Here is a 15,980-nt window from a genome sequence, read left to right as displayed (position 1 = left end):
CGCCGCCCTCCTTCAGACCCGGCTCCCGCCGGAATTCATCATGCTGTCGCTGTCTTCCGCATCTCTTCAAAGCTCGCTGTGCGCTGCGAACGCGCCGGCCCGAGCGAAGCTGCGTTCATCGTCAGCGCCTTCATGAAGCCGATCGTATAGGCATTGCCGGCATGCCATGGAGCCGGGCAATCGAGGTCCGGCACGTGGTCCGGGACCATCACGCCGTCAAAACCCTCATCGCGCAGCACGCGGACGATCTCGGCCATTTCCACATCGCCGTCGTCCACGAAGCTCTCGACATAATGCGGAACCTTGCCGCGCACGTTGCGGAAATGGACGTAGGCGATCGCGTCGCGCCGGGCGAAATGGCGGGTCGTCTCGTAGACGTCACCGTCCACCATTTCCTGCAGCGAACCGACGCAGAATTCGAGCGCGTTGGCGGGACTTTTGACGATGTCCAGAAGGCGCTCGTATTTGGCGTGGCTGTTGACCAGGCGGGCGTTGCCACGCAGCCGTTCCACCGGCGGATCGTCCGGATGGGCGGCGAGCTTCACATTCGCTTTCTCGGCAACCGGCACAAGTTCCTTCAGGAACCATTCAAGCCGCGACCAGAGCTCAGCCTCGGAGACGTCGATCGGCACACCATTGGAAGCAGCCGGGCGATAACGCATGTTCCACAACATGCCGTCCGGCATGGGCTGCTGCTGGTCGAATTCCTCGCCGAAAAACACGGCTGTCATGGCGCCGCCGCGGGCAACGCGCTTACGCTGCCATCCCCAGACACCGGCGATCGAAAAATTATAGCCGAGAACCGGGATTCCCGCCCTGCCCGCATCACGCACGAGCTGTTTCAGGCCATCCATCTGCTCGTGCTTTTTCGGGCCGTCGAGAAGAATATCCGACCAGAAATTCGGCGAGAGATTTTCCAGCGCTGCGATCTTGAGGCCATGTTTCCCGAGCATCGAGACGACACCTGCCATGTGATCATAGGTCCAGAGCGGCACGTCGATGCAGTCGCCATTGATCGGCCCAACGATGCCGCCGGCACGATAGGCACTGTTGTCGGCATTGCGGGCATACTGGGTGAGATGGATGACCACGTCGGCGACGCCGAGCTGGCTCGCATAACGCGCACCATCCTCCGTCAGATGATCGCCGAACAGCGTCAGTCCTACCCTCACGCCTGCCTCCCCGATTGATGCCTAGCTTGCGCGCCAGTTAGTTCATATTTGAATGTCATCAATTCGAACTATAACTTGAGCCAGTTAGGCCCGGTTGTCAATTAGACGCTCATCACGAGTGCGAGCGGTCCTTCAGCGTGGCAGCGCCGGTGGCGACGCCGCTTGTGTTCATGCTGCCGTCGAACAGCGGCACGTTGTAGGGCGCATAGGGATAACGCTCGCAGGCTTCCTCGATCAGCTCGACGCCGAGACCTGGCGCGGTCGGCGCTAGAATGGCGCCGCCTTCGAATTGCAGCGTTTCCCTGACCAGCTCCTTGCGCCACGGCACATCCACCGAAACCGTCTCGAAGATCGAAAAATTCGGGATGGCCACGGACATATGCAGCGTCATGGCATTCATGACCGGACCCACCGGATTATGCGGCGCGACCGGGATCAGATGATGGTGGGCCATATGCGAAATGCGCTTGGTCTCACCAAGGCCGCCGGCATGCGAGACGTCCGGCTGCAGGATATCGACGGCCTTCTTGTTCAGGGCCTCGAGGAACTTTCCGGGCTCGTACCAGCGCTCACCAGCTGCGATCGGAACGGGGCTCTTTTCCCGCACATCCACCAGTGCATCGATGCTTTCCGGCGGCGTCGGCTCCTCGATCCAGCGAAGATTATACGGCGCCAGTTCGCGGCACATGGCAATCGCCGTCGGCACGTTGAGACGACCATGAACGTCCAACATCAGATCGACATCCGGGCCGACCGCATCGCGCACGGCGGCGACGATATCGATCGTTTCGCGGCGCTGCTTGCGGTCCATTTCGAGGTCGGCAACATCGAACGGGTCCCATTTCAGCGCGCGATAGCCCATGGCGACCGCCTTGCGGGCGTTCTCGGCATATTGGTCGGGCGTCACCGCGCCGAAGAACCAATGATTGGCGTAGCATTCGACCCGATCGCGGTATTTACCGCCGAGCAATTCGAAGACCGGGACGCCGAGCGACTTGCCTTTGATATCGAGCAGCGCCGCTTCGATCGCCCCGAGCGCCGTACGGAACACGGCACCCGTTCTCCAGTAGGAATCCCGGTGCAACTGCTCGATAATTGCATCGACCTGGAAAGGATCGCGGCCGATCAGCACGCGCTCCAGCTCTTCAAGCGCCGAGACGATCGTCTTCGTCTTCCATTCGAGCGTCGCCTCGCCCACACCTTCGTAGCCGTCATCCGTATAGAGTTTGACGAACACGAAATTGGTGCGCGAGACGTTCGCGACGAAGATCTTCTGCTTGACGATTTTCATGAGGCTCCTCCCGATCGACGCGACGTCTCGGCGACTATTTCCGCTGCGACTTCAGGCGTTCGATCGCCTGGAACTGCAGGCTGTCGTCGGCCATCTGCATCAGCTCGATGCGGTGGCCTTCGGGGTCTTCGATCCAGGTCTGCCAGTTGTTATCGGCCGCCTTGATGGTCGGGCGGATACGCTCGATACCGAGCGCGTCGAGTTCGGCAACCGCCTTGTGAATATCCGGCACGGCCAGGCAGAGGTGATTGAAGCCGACGACCTCGCGTTCCGCGGCACGATCGCCTTCGCCGTCCGGGAAAATTTCCAGATACTGATCGTCGGTAATGCGCAGGTAGACGAGCCAGAGCTTGCCATCCTTGTCGAGGCGCATCATCTCGGAAAAACCGAGCTTATTGATGTAGAAATCAAGGATCCGGTCGATGTCTTTGACGCGGATGGCCACATGGGCAATCGAGGAAATGGTCAGCATAGAAATAACTCCGGTTAAAGACGGCCGTATTTGGCGTAGACGTCGGCAACATCGCCACCGGCGCGGATTTCGTTGCGGGAGCGGTTTTCGATCCCCATGATCTCTTCGGCCCGATCCAGAACCGCCTCGACCTTGCCGGCCGGCACGACGATGACGCCGTCCATATCGCCAAAGATCCAATCGCCAGGATCGACCCGGATCTGCGAGGTCAGCGTGCCGGAGATCGAGATCGGCACCTCGATGCCGCTGATGCGGGTGCGTTTGCGGGATTCGATCGGCGAGAGATAACGGGTGAAGACCGGCCAGTTCTCCATGCTCATCAGGATATTGCCGTCACGGATGCCGCCATCGACCACGACGCCGGCGGCGCCCTTGGCCTTGGAGCCGGTACTCATCAGCTCGCCCCAATGGCCGGCCTTGCGCTCGCCGGCCGCCGAGATCAGCACCACGCAGCCGGGATACATACGGCGGAAGAAGGTGAAGGTCTTCACCTCTTCGTTGTCGTATTCGTGGTCTTCGCGGACATCGAGCGTGCAGGCCACCGTAAAGGCCGGGCCGGCGATCCGCATGCCCTTGTCGAGGCCGCGGATCTCCAGATCCATGCACTGATTGGGCAGGCCCATCTCGTCGAGAATGTCGTAGACGGCAGCGGTGTAGAGCTTCTGAAAGCGTGCGGCCGTGGCCGCAATCGCTGCGGTATCTCTCTCCATGATGTCTGCCTCCTCCAGCAGATCGGCTCGCCGAGCGCGCCCTCCTCTTCGAGCGCGCCGCAAGCTTTAATCCATATTTGAACTTTGACAGTTCAATAATGCATGATAGAGAGAAGAGAATTGGAAAGTCAACGGCGAAGATTGCAATGGACCAAATGAGCGATTCCGGTGCGGCCAAGCACACGATCCCGGTGATTGACCGGATGATGGATGTTCTGGCGGCGCTGGAGCGGCGGCCGAACGGCGTCAATATCCGCGACCTGACCGCGCTTCTCGGCCTGCCGCGCACGACGATCTACCGCATCGTCAACACGTTGCAGGGCCATGACATGCTGCGGCGAGACGATACCGGCGCCTATCATCTTGGCCGACGACTGCTGAAGCTTGCATCGCATGTGGCGGCCGGCGTCAGCGATATCGATCTCGCCGCCTTTTCCCAACCGTTCCTCGATAAGCTTTCCACCGAACTTGGCGAAGGCAGCAAGCTTTCGGTGCTCGATCCCGAGGGGATACTCGTCCTGTCCGCATCGCAAGGCCGTCGCGAATATGCACTGACCGTCGCGCCCGGCCAGCGCATGCCGATCCATGCGGGCGCCGCCAGCAAGATGCTGCTCGCACACCTGCCGCCCGAGGAAATGGCGATTTGGCTCGCCAAGCCGCTGATCGCCTACACGTCGAAATCGATCACCGACCCGAAACGGCTCGGAACCGAGCTCGCCCGCATCAAGCGGCTGGGCTGGGCGCAGGACCGCGGCGAAAACGCGCCGAGCATCCATGCCTTTGCCGCCCCCGTTTTCGACCGCTCAGGCAAGCTCGTCGCCGCGATCAGCGTGCCGTTTCTGGCCGGCGCCGAACCGAGCCGCATGGAGGAGATTCGCGTTGCGGCAATCGACGCGGCACGGGCCATGAGCGAGGCGATGCCCGTTTAAGTCATTCAATCAAAAGACATTCAGACTGGGAGGCAGAATGAAGATCGTCGACCTCAAATGCGCGGTCATCGGCAAGAGCCCGATCGTGCGGATCGTCACCGACGAGGGTATTTCGGGTTACGGACAGGCAGAGACCTGGAAACCCTACCTGAAGACGCATATCCTCGCCTTTCGCGACGCATTGATCGGAGAGGACCCGACCAATGTCGAGCGCGTCATGCTGAAAATCCGCCAACGCGGCGGCTTCAAGCCGTGGGGATCGGCTGTCAGCGTCATCGAAATGGCGCTGTGGGACATTGCGGGCAAGGCGGCCAATGTGCCCGTCTACAAGCTGCTCGGCGGCAAGGTGCGTGACAAGGTGCGCGTCTATAACGGCTCGATCCGCTTCCCGCTCGCCGACCACCGGCCGGAAGATCTGGCCGACGACCTGAAGAAGATGATGGCTCTGCCGGAAGGTTTCACCATCATCAAGCAACCGATCGGCTTCCATTCGCCCATGAAGCGGGCGGTGAAGGATTTCTATTACCACGAACCCAATGCCAGCCCCTTCCACGGCGCGCTGGACCGCGGTCCGATCACCGAAAAAGGCCTCCGGCATTTCGTCGACTGCGTCGCGGCGATGAAGGAAGTCGCGGGCGACAGCATCGGTCTCGCGCTTGACTGCGGCCCCGGCTGGATGTTGCCGGACGCGATCCGGCTGGTGCGGATGCTCGAACCCTATAATCTCCTCTGGGTCGAGGACCTGCTGTCGGGCGACTACACGCCCTGGGTCAATGCCGGGGTCTATCGCGAACTGACCCGCATGAGCACGACGCCGATCCATACCGGCGAACAGATCTATCTGCGCCAGAATTTCAAGGAACTGATCGAAGGCCAAGCGGTCAATGTCGTCGGCCCGGACCCGGCTGACGTCGGCGGCATCGCCGAGCTGAAATGGATCGCCGAATATGCCGACCTGCATTCGATCCTGATGGCGCCGCACGGCACCGCGAATGGCGTGCTCGGACTTGCCGCCCTCATCCAGGTCTCGGCGACATTGCCCAACAATTTCATCGCCTTCGAATACACGACCGGCGATCCGGAGTGGTGGTACGACATCGTCGAAGGCCTGCCGCAGCAGATCGTCAAGGACGGCTTCATCGACGTTATCGACCGGCCCGGTATGGGCGTCGATCTCGTGCCGGAAAAGGCCAAACGCTACCTCACCGAGGATGACAAGGCGTTTTTCGACTGAACTTCGACATGACCTGGAGGAGAGACATCATGCACAAGATCGGCATTCTGGGCGCCGCCGGCATCGCACCGCGCTCCATCATCCAGCCAGCCAATCGCAGCAAGGATGCGGTCATTCACGCGGTCGCCTCACGGCGGCCGGGTGCAGCCGCTGCTTATGCAGAAAAGCACGGGATCGCGAAAGCCCATGAAAGCTATGAGGCGATGCTTTCCGATCCCGAGATCGACATCGTCTACAATGCCCTGCCGCCGGCCGGTCATAAGGAGTGGTCAATCGCAGCCCTGAAGGCCGGCAAACACGTACTCTGCGAAAAGCCGATCGCCATGGATGCCGAAGAGGCGGAGGAAATGGTGGCGGAAGCCGATCGCGCCGGGCGTATCCTGATGGAGGCCTTCCACGACCGTTATCACCCGGCTTTTCTGCATCTCCTCGATCTCAAGACCTCCGGCCGTCTTGGCAAGCTGAAATCGGTCAGAGCAGAATTCTACGTCGACATTCCCTTCGATCCGAAGTCGATTCGCCACGATCCCGCTCAAGGCGGCGGAGCGATGATGGACCTCGGCTGCTACCCGGTCCATTGGGTGCGCTCGATCATGCAGGCAGAGCCGGAGATACTCTCCGCCAAAGGCACGATCAATCCGCTTGGCGTCGATCAGAGCATGCATGTGGAAATGCGGTTTCCAGACGGCACGCCGGCCACGGTCATCGCCGACATCGCCAGTCCGCCCTTCCGGGGCCTGCTTCGGCTGGAGGGCGAACGAGGCATTGTCGAACTCGACAATCCTTGTCTGCCGCACAAGGGACACTCGATCCGCGAATGGCTCGAAGATGAACCCTATCGCGAGCACACGCTTGGAGCCGGCACGACCTACGACTATCAGCTCGCCGCGATGATCGAGGCGGTGGAAACCGGTAGGTTGCCGATTACCGGCGGAGCCGACGCGATCGGTAACATGCTGGCTGTCGATCGCATCTATCAGAGCTCCGGATTGCGCGAAGGCCGGTAAGGCGGGCTCCTTGTGGTTCGGGCGTCGGTAGGCGCTCAGCCATGGCCCAATTTATCAGCGCGCATTCACATGAATGCCGCCATCGACCATGATCTTGGCGCCGTTGATATAGGATGCACGGTCCGAGGCGAGGAAAACAATGACATCGGCCACTTCTTGTGGCTGCGCCCAGCGGCCGGAGATGATGCCCTTTTCCTTGCAGAATTTTTCGAGGAATTCCTCCCGCGAAACGCCCGTAGCGCTGCCGGCGTTTTCCGCCCAATATTGCCGCCATTCGGTGGCGATCAAGCCGGGGATGACCGCATTGACCGTAATCTTCTCCGCCACGAGATCTTGCGCCAGATAGCCTGTCCCATGGTTGAGCGCGGCGTTGTTGAGCCCATGGGTCAAGGCGGGCGACCAGGTGGAGATGCCGGCCGCGCCGGTGATATTGATGATGCGGCCCGTCCCGTCCCGCGGCATCAGCGGCAGGAAGTCCCGGATGACGCGAAGATAGCCGATCATCTTGATTTCCAGATCGGCACGCCAGTCGTCGTCCTCCCAGAGGAGCTGACGGTCCTGACGGCGAATGGCGCTGCCGGCATTGTTGACCAGCACATGCAGACGGCCGAAATCCGGATGGTTCTGCACCGTCTCCACAGCACGTTTCACATCGTCGGCAATGGTGATGTCGCATGCGATCGGGAGAACCGGCACGCCGTATTCGGAAGAAATCTCACGCGCCACGACCTCAAGATCGGCTGCAGTGCGGGCAAGAAGCACGACTTTTGCACCCTCCCTGGCAAACGAGATCGCCGTCGCCTTGCCGATGCCCTTGCTGGCGCCGGTGACAAGCGCCACCCTGCCCTTCAATCCGAGTTCCATGGAAGCCTCCTCAGTGCCCCGTGCCCAGCATGGCGCGGCGGATTTCATCATGGGCAATCGCGCCATCCGAGCGTTTGAACTCCTTATGAATGCTGCCATGCGCCAGCACATAGGCGCGCGAGGAAACGTCGATCGCCTGGAAAAAGCTCTGCTCGGCCATCAGGATCGTCATATTGCTCTTTTCGCGCAGCGTGGTAATGGCGTTCAGCACGTCGCGCACGACGATCGGTGCCAAGCCTACGGACGGTTCGTCGATCACCATGATCTTCGGCGCGGTCATCAGCGAGCGGGCGATCGCCAGCAATTGCTGTTGGCCGCCGCTCATGGTCGAGGCAATCTGTTTGCGGCGCTCCAGAAGCAGCGGAAACGTCTCGAAACAATAGGCGAGGTTTTCCTTCATCCGGCCGACCACCAGCGGATTGCTGCCGGCAAGCTTCAGATTGTCTTCGACCGAAATGTTCGGAACCAGCCGCCGCCCTTCCGGCACGATCGACAGGCCGAGCCGGACGATCTCGTGCGGCTGCAGCCTGGTCAGATCGTTGGTTTTGCCATCCCATTCGAGCAGGATACGGCCGTCGCTTGCGTGCACGAAACCCAGCACGCAGTTGAGCAACGTGCTCTTGCCATTGCCGTTCATGCCGAGCAGCGCCACCATTTCGCTCTCGTTCAATTCCAGCGATACCTCACGGAGCACGGAAACGGCGCCGTAGCCGGCGGACAGATTGTCGATGATCAGCCTATTCACCGAAGTACACCTTCTGAACGAGCGGATTTTCAGCGATCTCCGACGATGTGCCGGTGGCGATCAGGCGGCCAGTTTCGAAACAGACGATCCGCTCCGAAAAACGCATCACGGCATGCATGATATGCTCGATCATGATGACGGCGACACCGGACTTGTTGAGCGCAAAGAGGATCGCCAGAACTTCGTCGATCTCTTCTTCGGAAAGGCCCGCCATCGCCTCATCGGCGATCAAGACCTCGGGATTGCCGACCAGCGCGCGGGCAAGCTCTAGCTTGCGCAGCTCTAGCTGCGTCAGTTTTTCGGAAGGGTCGGAGATACGGCCCGATAGCCCGACGCTCGCCAAAACGGATCGCGCGCGTTCCTCCTTGCTCCCGTCCACCTGGCAGTAGTCGAGCGGCACGAGCAGGTTCTCCAACACCGTCATGCCGGTAAACGGTCGCGGGATCTGGAAGCTACGAGAGATGCCGAGCCGGGCGCGTTTATGGGCTTCGATATGGGAAATGTCGCGGTCCTGAAAATGTACCGAGCCCTTATCAGGACGGTAAACGCCGGTAATGCAGTTGATCAGCGTCGTCTTGCCGGAGCCGTTGGGGCCGATAATGCCGAGTCGTTCTCCCACCCGCAGGTCGAGATCGACAGGGCCGAGCGCCCGGAACGAACCGAAGTGCTTTTCGACACCCTTGAGGGAAAGGATAGTATCGCTCACGACTTCGCCCTCCCTTGCCTGCGGCCGAAGAGATCGGAGAGGCCGCCGGGTGCGAAGGCCACGAAGGCGATCAGGACAAGACCGACGAAGAGGATATTGAGTTCCGACGAGATTGTGACGGTGGCGATCTGTTGCACGGAGGCAAGGAGCAGCGCGCCGAGAACCGGACCCGCCCAGCTCTTGGTGCCGCCGATCAGCGGCATGGCGATGGCGTTGAGGCCGATGATCAGGCTGAACGCGGTGACCGGTTCGACGAAGGACGTGTAGAATGGATAGGGAGCACCCGCCATAGCGAGTACCGCGCCGCTGAGCGCGCAGGCCAGAAGTTTCAGCCGCAAGGTCGGCACGCCGGAGCATTCGGCGGCATCCTCGCTGGCCCGCACGGCCCGCAGGCCGCGGCCGATCCAGGAGATTTCCACAAAACGCGCAAGCGAAACGGCGGCCACCGCGATCACCAGCATGATGGTGAAATTGTATTGCGACGGACCGGGGCTCCAGGCCGGCGGGCGCGGGCCGTAAACCGCCATGCCGCTCGCGCCGCCGAGTGCCGAGATATTGTGGACGATCGTCTCCAGCACCACGACGAGACCGAGGGTGGCGATAGCGAAATAAACGCCCTGGATCCGCAGCGTCAGATAACCCATCAGCAAGCCGAGAACGGCGCCGAAGACGGCAGCCGCAAGGATGCAAAGCGGCAAGGGCAGTCCGAACGTGGTGAACAGGAAAGCCGACAGGTAGACGCCCGCCCCGAAGAATCCGGCCGCGCCGAAATTGATATAACCGGCGTAACCACCCAGAATATTCCAGCCGGTGGCGATCGTCACATATTGCAGGACCACGTAACCGACGAAGAAATAGAACGGATTGCGGACGGTCCAGGGCAAGAGAAAACCGAGCGCCAGCACGATGACGATACCGGCAATGAACAGGATGGACGTCTTTCTCATCGCGCCGCTCCAAACAGGCCCTGCGGGCGAAGTGCAAGGCCGAGCAGCAGGATCGCGAAGGCGACACCCGGAGACCATGAAGGGTTGAGATAGCTGGAGACCAGCGCCTCGGCGATACCGATGATGACGGCGATCGCCAGGCTGCCGGGAATGGAGCCCATGCCAGCGAGCACGACGATGGCGAAAACGCGACCTATCTGGAAACGGCCAGCAAAGGGTTCGACCGGGCCGACCATGATCAGCGCGGCACCCGCGACCACGGCGGTTGCCGTGGCGATGCCGAAGGCGTGGCGTTTGACGGAAGCCGGATTGAGGCCTGCGATCGACAGCGCTCGTTCCTCATGCGCAACGGCGCGGATCGCCGTGCCGGAATTGGTGCGGCTGAGATAAAGCCAGACGGCGCCGATCATGACCGGACCGAGAAGCGCCGGGATTAACAGACGATAAGGAATTGTGAGCAGGCCGAGCTTCAGGCTGGAGCCGATATAAGAGACGCTGACCGATTTGAGTTCCGAGCCGAAACCAAGCGCCAGCAGGATTTCGATGACCAGCGACAGGCCGAAGAACAAGGTCAAGCTCTGCAGCACATTCGCGCCGCCTCGCCGTTCGAACACGCGGGAATAGAAAATATAGAGCGCCACGCCGAGGATATAGAACGGCACGAGGCCGATCAGCGCAGCGACGATCGGATCAAGCCCCCATTGAGAGAGCGTGTAGACGAAGAAAGCGCCAGCGACGACCAGCGTCGGATGCGCGATATTCGGAATGTGGAGAATGCCGAAGGTGATGGCGAGCCCGAGGGCGAGCGACGCATAGACGCTGCCCAGCAGAATACCGGTCACCACGGCGTTCAGCAGAATGTCGATCGATATCATATGGAGGTCCTTGAGCCGGCATTCTGCCGGCTCTCTGGATCGGTTGACGAGATTAGCTGGCACGCGCCTTGTTATAGGGACCGGCAAGATCGCCCGTCTTCAGCGACGGTGGATCGAGAATGACCTGGTGGCCCGGGTTGCGGAACTGTTCGAGGTCATTGCCCTTGATGCCGCGCAACTGCACCATCAGCACACGCCGTTCCTTCCAGTCGCCGATCTCGTTGAAGGCTATCTTGCCGGCAATCGTATCGACGCTGTTGGCATGCAGGAAAGCCGCCATCTTGGCCGGATCGACCGATTTCGAGCCGGTGATCGCAGCTGCGGCGAGCTGGCCCGCGACATAGTAGAAGGGCGGAATGTAATAACCGAGCGGATCGACGCCCTGCTTGACGGCAATCGGCGTGTAGCGGTCGAAGAAACCCTTGATCGCCGGGGTCTGCATGGTCGGCTCGGGCACGAAGGTGTGCGAGTTGACCAGACCGTTGAGTTCCGGCCCAAGCGAGCTCAAAAGCGCACCGTATTGCGGGCCGACCATCGCCCCGCCGAAGATCTTCACCTTGTCGGAAATGCCGATTTCCTTGACGCCGCGGATGATCGCGGTGCTGTCGGCCGGATAGGAGGCAATGAAGATCGCTTCCGGATCGCCGGCATTGATATTGCGGATCATCGAGGAAAAGTCGGTCGTGTTCGGCGGATAGCTCTGGTTGAACACGATCTCCATGCCGTATTCCTTGGCGACCTCCGCGCCGCCCTTGGCGGCGTTCTTGGAGAATTCCAGATCGGCATTGATGATGGCGATCTTCTTCACACCTTGCCCCTTGGCGAGATCGAAGAAACCGCGTGCCCAGTCGCGACCGGAATTCGGTCCCCAGGGGCCACTGTGGAAGAATTTGTCGTGCTTGGCGACGTCGTTACCGGCAAGACCGAACATGCCGATCATGAAAAGATCGCGCTGCTTGATGAATGGCATGACCGGCGCCGACAGGTTTGCGCCATAGGGCGAAAACAGCACGTCGCAGGCATCGACATCGACGAGCTTGGAATAGATCGCCGGCACGTTGGCGGCGCTGCTCTGGTCGTCATAGGTGACCAGTTCAACCTTGCGGCCGAGGAGACCGCCGGCGGCATTGACGTCGTCGCGCCAAAGTTCGTAGCCGATCAGGCCGTTCTTGGTGCTGGCAAGTGGCCCCGTCAGTGAAACGCTGGCGCCGACCCGGATCGGCTTGTCCTGTGCAAATACCTTGCTCCCGACAAATGCAGGGGCGGCAAGCGCTGCGGCCGTGGCGGCCGCGAGCTTGTGAAACTCACGCCTTGTCTTCATCATTTTTCCCTCCCAAGAAAATTCGCTAGACGAATAAATATTCGCATAACGATAGGCGGCGGGTCTTGCGCTTGTCAATCCCGTATGCGAACGAAAAAAGAAGCGCAGGAGAATTCCGATGATCGACAGCAATTCGCCCGAGTTCGTCGAGGCACTGGCGAGGGGCTTGTCCGTTCTGGAAGCCTTCGATGCTAAAGACCCCGAAATGACGCTGGCCGAGCTTTCACGCAAGGTCGGCATGTCGATCGCCACCGTCCGGCGCAACGTGCTGACACTGGAAGCGCTCGGCTTCATCCGCCGTCACAACAAACATTTTCTGCTGGCGCCGCGTATCCTGACGCTCGGTTCGGCCTATCTCAACGCTTTCAATGTCGAGGAAGCGGTGACGCCGGAACTGCACCGGATCACCTCGCAGTTCGGCGATGCGGCCAACATGGCCGTGCTCGACGGTGTGAACGTGCTCTACATCGCCCATCTTTCCGAGAGCCGCGGTGTTCGCCGCAACGCGACGCTCGGCGTCACCTATCCGGCTTACGCCACCTCGATGGGCCGCGTTCTGCTCGCTTCCTTGCCGGAGGACGAGATTGCCCGTTATTTCGAAACATACACTCCGGTGAAACTGACCGACTACACGCTGACCGAGGAGGCCGAACTGCGAGACATCCTCGTCGAGACGCGCGCCAAGGGATATTCGATCACCGTCGACCAGCTCGACTACGGCATCACGGCGATTGCCGTTCCGGTGAAGGACAATACCGGCCGCGTCGTCTGTTCGATCAACAGTTCCGGTTATACACCGCGGCTGACACCAGAAGAGCTGATCGAGCAGCGCCTTCCGGAGATGCGGCTTGCAGCGAACCGGCTCTCGCAACTCTTCACACGTTTTCCAGCGCTGCTGCATTCCCTGGCACCGACGGCCGCCCCTACCCGTTGATCTGCTCCGACCCTCCGGAATTTTTCAGAGCCTCTCTTCGCAGGGGTTGACACTCCCTCGATTTTACGAATTCATTATACGAATATAAATTCGCTGAGCGAATAAATTAAAATGATTTGGGAGGTTATCATGGCGCGATTGAGGGTCGCCGTCATTGTCGGCAGCGCACGTCAGGCGTCGCTGAACAGGCTGTTGGCGCTTGCCTTGACGAAACTCGATACGCCCGACATGGAATTCGAGTGGGTGATCATCCGCGACTTACCGATCTTCGATCAGGAAGTGCTGGATGCCGGCGTGCCGCCGCAGGTCGAGCGCCTGAAGGCCGAGATCTCGCGGGCCGACGCGCTGCTTTTCGTGACGCCGGAGCATAACCGTTCCGTTTCCGTCATGCTGAAGAACGCTATCGACTGGGGTTCGCGGCCACGGGATTCCAGTGTCTGGGCTGGTAAGCCGGCGGCCATCACCGGCGCCTCCTATGGACGCATCGGCACGGCCGCCGCTCAACAGCATCTGCGCGCCATTCTCGGCTGCCTCGATGTCGCCGTCATGGGACAGCCGGAGGCTTTCATCCATCTGTTCCCCGGGCTGGTCACGCCGGAGGGCGAGGTTACCAACGACGAAACCCGCCTCTTCCTGCAGGGCTTCATGGACCAGTTCGGCCGATGGGCCAGCCGCTTCGCCGACAAGGCGAGTGCCGCAGCCTAGCTTTTCAAATCAAGGACATCAGCATGAAAATCGGCAAGCAGTCTGCACCCTATCAGGCGATCTGCACCTCGAACCCCGAGACGATCATCGTCCGTGGACATGATCTCGTCAAAGATCTCGTCGGTTCGATTTCCTTCACCGAATATACTTGGCTGCTGGTCGCCGGCTCGCTGCCGAACGAGAACCAGCGCCGCATGCTGGATGCCACGCTGGTGGCGATCGCCGAACACGGGCTGGTGCCAAGCGTGCAGGCGGCCCGCATGACACTCGCCGCCTCTCCCGAAGCGGTCCAGGGCGCGGTCGCCGCCGGGCTGCTCGGCTGCGGTTCGGTCATTCTCGGTGCATCGGAAACTTCCGGCGCCTTCTTCCGCGATATTCGCGAAGAGAAGGAAGCCAGCGGCAGCACGACCGAAGCTGCCGCCGAAAAGCTGCTGCACCGCTACAAGGAACAGAAGAAGGTGGTGCCGGGCTACGGCCATCCACTGCACAAGGGCCACGATCCGCGCGCCGAACGGCTGCTTGCGATTGCCCGCGAACTCGGCATCGCTGGCATCCATTGCGAGATCGCCAAGGCGGTCGAAAAGCTGATCCCCGACATCATCGGCAAGCCGCTCGTCCAGAATGTTTCGAGCGCCATCCCCTGCGTGTTGCTCGATGCGGGTTATCCGCTGCTGGCGCTGAAGGGCGTGCCGCTGCTGGCACGCACTGCCGGTCTGATCGGTCATCTCCTCGAAGAGCAGACCCGTCCGATCGGTTTCATCATGTCCCATGCGGCGGCAGCCGCCATCGAATACGACGGCCCGGCACCGGACGGTTTCGTCGCCAACGAGAACTAGGATCCGCAGATGCTGACTGCCTTGAATCAAATCCGTGTCGTCGAACAGGGCACGTTCATCACCGGCCCCTGCACCGGCATGATGCTCGCCGATCTCGGCGCCGATGTCATCAAGATCGAATCGGCCGGCAACGGCGACCCCTACCGCAGCTTCAAGACCGGCTTCTACAGCGCCCATTTTCAGGCCTATAACCGCAACAAACGGGCGATCGGCCTCGACCTCAAGAGCGAGAAGGATCGCGAGGTCTTCTACCAGCTCGTCGCTCAGGCGGATGTCTATATCCAGAATTTCCGGCCGGGCGCCGCAGCCCGTATCGGCGCAGACTACGAAACTCTGTCGAAACTCAATCCGAAGCTCATTTATTGCTCGATCAGCGGCTTCGGTCCGGATGGTCCTTATTCACAGCGGCCGGTCTACGATTCCGTCGCGCAGGCAGTCAGCGGCTTCCTGAGCGTTTCGATCGATCCGGAACAGCCGCGCTTTGTCGGCCCCGCTCTCGCTGACGCGATCACCGGCATCTATGCCTCGCTCGGGATTTCCGCCGCTCTTGTGGAGCGTGCCCGCACCGGAAAGGGCAAGCGCATCGACATCTCGATGATCGAGGCGATGATGCATTTCGCCGTCGAGCCATTCATGGGTTACTTCGCGCTCGGTGAAGAACCGAGCGGCGTCGACCGGCCGCGCCTCGCCCAGGCCTTCATCGTTCGCTGCAAGGACGACAATCTGTTTGCCTTTCATCTTTCGTCACTCGACAAGTTCTGGGACGCACTGGTCGAGGCGATCGACGGTCAGGCGCTGGCGCAGGACGACCGTTTTTCGCAGCGCCTTAAGCGTATCGACAATTACGAAGCGCTGAATGCTGAACTGAACGCTATCTTCGCGACGAAGACACGCGCCGAGTGGGTGGAGCGGTTTGCCCAATTCGACGTGCCGGCCGCACCGATCAACACGATCCCGGATGTGGTGAGCGATCCGCAGGCCAACCATCTCGACATGTTCGTGCCGTTGACCGGCCGCATCGAAGGTGCCGAGCGGACTGTTCGTCCCGCATTTTCCTTCGACGGTCAACACGCAACCGCGGTACGCGCGGCACCGGTCCTCGATCAGCACAGCGCGGAAATCCGCGCCGCACTCGACAGCGATCCCAAGGCCTGGCCGGAACTGAAACCGGAGGCGGAATCGGTAGCTGCCGCACAATAAATCGGTGTATTCATTTTACTGGGATTTGGAGG

The 15,980-nt window shown here is 60.8% G+C and carries 17 protein-coding genes; 7 read left to right on the top strand and 10 right to left on the bottom strand.

Going from position 1 to position 15,980, the window contains the following annotated elements; genetic code table 11:
• Positions 1–38 precede the first annotated feature (38 nt).
• From KX729_RS26880 to KX729_RS26865, 4 genes are all read right to left on the bottom strand, one after another.
• Positions 39–1,172, bottom strand: a complete 1,134-nt coding sequence (locus KX729_RS26880; protein WP_219745569.1) for a mannonate dehydratase — start codon at positions 1,170–1,172, stop codon at positions 39–41.
• 112 nt (positions 1,173–1,284) lie between these two features.
• Positions 1,285–2,463 carry a mandelate racemase/muconate lactonizing enzyme family protein gene (locus tag KX729_RS26875; RefSeq protein WP_219745568.1) on the bottom strand — a complete coding sequence of 393 codons (1,179 nt, stop codon included), beginning with the start codon at positions 2,461–2,463 and terminating at the stop codon, positions 1,285–1,287.
• Between the two features lie 34 nt (positions 2,464–2,497).
• The gene (locus KX729_RS26870) at positions 2,498–2,935 is read right to left on the bottom strand and encodes a VOC family protein (RefSeq protein WP_219745567.1); all 438 of its coding nucleotides are present in this window, start codon (positions 2,933–2,935) and stop codon (positions 2,498–2,500) included.
• A 14-nt stretch (positions 2,936–2,949) separates the two neighbouring features.
• The gene (locus tag KX729_RS26865) at positions 2,950–3,645 is read right to left on the bottom strand and encodes an RraA family protein (RefSeq protein ID WP_219745566.1); all 696 of its coding nucleotides are present in this window, start codon (positions 3,643–3,645) and stop codon (positions 2,950–2,952) included.
• Positions 3,646–3,791: 146 nt separating this feature from the next.
• Here KX729_RS26865 and KX729_RS26860 point away from each other — a divergent pair, with 146 nt between their 5' ends.
• From KX729_RS26860 to KX729_RS26850, 3 genes are read left to right on the top strand one after another with little or no spacing between them, the layout of a single operon-like run.
• Positions 3,792–4,574, top strand: a complete 783-nt coding sequence (locus tag KX729_RS26860) for an IclR family transcriptional regulator (RefSeq protein WP_246617879.1) — start codon at positions 3,792–3,794, stop codon at positions 4,572–4,574.
• A 37-nt stretch (positions 4,575–4,611) separates the two neighbouring features.
• Positions 4,612–5,808 carry a mandelate racemase/muconate lactonizing enzyme family protein gene (locus KX729_RS26855; protein ID WP_219745565.1) on the top strand — a complete coding sequence of 399 codons (1,197 nt, stop codon included), beginning with the start codon at positions 4,612–4,614 and terminating at the stop codon, positions 5,806–5,808.
• Between the two features lie 29 nt (positions 5,809–5,837).
• Complete coding sequence (locus tag KX729_RS26850; protein ID WP_219745564.1) at positions 5,838–6,815, top strand: Gfo/Idh/MocA family protein; 978 nt, start codon at positions 5,838–5,840, stop codon at positions 6,813–6,815.
• A 54-nt stretch (positions 6,816–6,869) separates the two neighbouring features.
• Here the strand turns inward: KX729_RS26850 and KX729_RS26845 are convergent, their stop codons facing one another.
• From KX729_RS26845 to KX729_RS26820, 6 genes are read right to left on the bottom strand one after another with little or no spacing between them, the layout of a single operon-like run.
• Complete coding sequence (locus KX729_RS26845; protein WP_219745563.1) at positions 6,870–7,679, bottom strand: SDR family NAD(P)-dependent oxidoreductase; 810 nt, start codon at positions 7,677–7,679, stop codon at positions 6,870–6,872.
• 10 nt (positions 7,680–7,689) lie between these two features.
• Positions 7,690–8,424: an ABC transporter ATP-binding protein gene (locus KX729_RS26840; protein WP_219745562.1), complete on the bottom strand. Its 735-nt coding sequence runs from the start codon at positions 8,422–8,424 to the stop codon at positions 7,690–7,692.
• Entirely contained in the window at positions 8,417–9,130 is a 714-nt protein-coding gene (locus KX729_RS26835) for an ABC transporter ATP-binding protein (protein WP_219745561.1), read from the bottom strand. Before KX729_RS26835 ends, KX729_RS26840 begins: the two co-directional genes overlap by 8 nt.
• Positions 9,127–10,077 carry a branched-chain amino acid ABC transporter permease gene (locus KX729_RS26830; protein ID WP_219745560.1) on the bottom strand — a complete coding sequence of 317 codons (951 nt, stop codon included), beginning with the start codon at positions 10,075–10,077 and terminating at the stop codon, positions 9,127–9,129. Before KX729_RS26830 ends, KX729_RS26835 begins: the two co-directional genes overlap by 4 nt.
• A complete protein-coding gene (locus tag KX729_RS26825) occupies positions 10,074–10,952 on the bottom strand; it encodes a branched-chain amino acid ABC transporter permease (protein ID WP_219745559.1) in 879 nt (292 codons plus the stop codon). Before KX729_RS26825 ends, KX729_RS26830 begins: the two co-directional genes overlap by 4 nt.
• A gap of 52 nt (positions 10,953–11,004) precedes the next feature.
• A complete protein-coding gene (locus KX729_RS26820; protein WP_219745558.1) occupies positions 11,005–12,276 on the bottom strand; it encodes an amino acid ABC transporter substrate-binding protein in 1,272 nt (423 codons plus the stop codon).
• A 115-nt stretch (positions 12,277–12,391) separates the two neighbouring features.
• On the opposite strand from KX729_RS26820, the gene KX729_RS26815 reads away from it, so the two are divergent.
• From KX729_RS26815 to KX729_RS26800, 4 genes are all read left to right on the top strand, one after another.
• Positions 12,392–13,207 (top strand): IclR family transcriptional regulator domain-containing protein, encoded by an 816-nt coding sequence (locus KX729_RS26815; protein WP_219745557.1) that lies wholly within the window; start codon positions 12,392–12,394, stop codon positions 13,205–13,207.
• A gap of 129 nt (positions 13,208–13,336) precedes the next feature.
• The gene (locus KX729_RS26810) at positions 13,337–13,912 is read left to right on the top strand and encodes an NADPH-dependent FMN reductase (protein ID WP_219745556.1); all 576 of its coding nucleotides are present in this window, start codon (positions 13,337–13,339) and stop codon (positions 13,910–13,912) included.
• A gap of 23 nt (positions 13,913–13,935) precedes the next feature.
• On the top strand, positions 13,936–14,748 hold the full coding sequence (locus KX729_RS26805) for a citryl-CoA lyase (protein WP_219745555.1): 813 nt from the start codon (positions 13,936–13,938) through the stop codon (positions 14,746–14,748).
• A 9-nt stretch (positions 14,749–14,757) separates the two neighbouring features.
• Positions 14,758–15,948 carry a CaiB/BaiF CoA transferase family protein gene (locus KX729_RS26800; RefSeq protein ID WP_219745554.1) on the top strand — a complete coding sequence of 397 codons (1,191 nt, stop codon included), beginning with the start codon at positions 14,758–14,760 and terminating at the stop codon, positions 15,946–15,948.
• The last annotated feature ends 32 nt before the right edge of the window (positions 15,949–15,980 follow it).

This window comes from Neorhizobium populisoli (assembly GCF_019430945.1).
Classification (GTDB): domain Bacteria; phylum Pseudomonadota; class Alphaproteobacteria; order Rhizobiales; family Rhizobiaceae; genus Neorhizobium; species Neorhizobium populisoli.
This window is presented reverse-complemented; position numbering and strand designations above follow the sequence as displayed.

Bases quoted from the DNA above. Each gene is read 5' to 3' on its own strand.
- KX729_RS26870 (WP_219745567.1), bottom strand. From the start codon at position 2,935: ATGCTGACCATTTCCTCGATTGCCCATGTGGCCATCCGCGTCAAAGAC.
- KX729_RS26805 (WP_219745555.1), top strand. From the start codon at position 13,936: ATGAAAATCGGCAAGCAGTCTGCACCCTATCAGGCGATCTGCACCTCG.
- KX729_RS26855 (WP_219745565.1), top strand. From the start codon at position 4,612: ATGAAGATCGTCGACCTCAAATGCGCGGTCATCGGCAAGAGCCCGATC.
- KX729_RS26825 (WP_219745559.1), bottom strand. From the start codon at position 10,952: ATGATATCGATCGACATTCTGCTGAACGCCGTGGTGACCGGTATTCTG.
- KX729_RS26820 (WP_219745558.1), bottom strand. From the start codon at position 12,276: ATGATGAAGACAAGGCGTGAGTTTCACAAGCTCGCGGCCGCCACGGCC.
- KX729_RS26815 (WP_219745557.1), top strand. From the start codon at position 12,392: ATGATCGACAGCAATTCGCCCGAGTTCGTCGAGGCACTGGCGAGGGGC.
- KX729_RS26865 (WP_219745566.1), bottom strand. From the start codon at position 3,645: ATGGAGAGAGATACCGCAGCGATTGCGGCCACGGCCGCACGCTTTCAG.
- KX729_RS26800 (WP_219745554.1), top strand. From the start codon at position 14,758: ATGCTGACTGCCTTGAATCAAATCCGTGTCGTCGAACAGGGCACGTTC.
- KX729_RS26875 (WP_219745568.1), bottom strand. From the start codon at position 2,463: ATGAAAATCGTCAAGCAGAAGATCTTCGTCGCGAACGTCTCGCGCACC.
- KX729_RS26830 (WP_219745560.1), bottom strand. From the start codon at position 10,077: ATGAGAAAGACGTCCATCCTGTTCATTGCCGGTATCGTCATCGTGCTG.
- KX729_RS26850 (WP_219745564.1), top strand. From the start codon at position 5,838: ATGCACAAGATCGGCATTCTGGGCGCCGCCGGCATCGCACCGCGCTCC.
- KX729_RS26810 (WP_219745556.1), top strand. From the start codon at position 13,337: ATGGCGCGATTGAGGGTCGCCGTCATTGTCGGCAGCGCACGTCAGGCG.
- KX729_RS26845 (WP_219745563.1), bottom strand. From the start codon at position 7,679: ATGGAACTCGGATTGAAGGGCAGGGTGGCGCTTGTCACCGGCGCCAGC.
- KX729_RS26860 (WP_246617879.1), top strand. From the start codon at position 3,792: ATGGACCAAATGAGCGATTCCGGTGCGGCCAAGCACACGATCCCGGTG.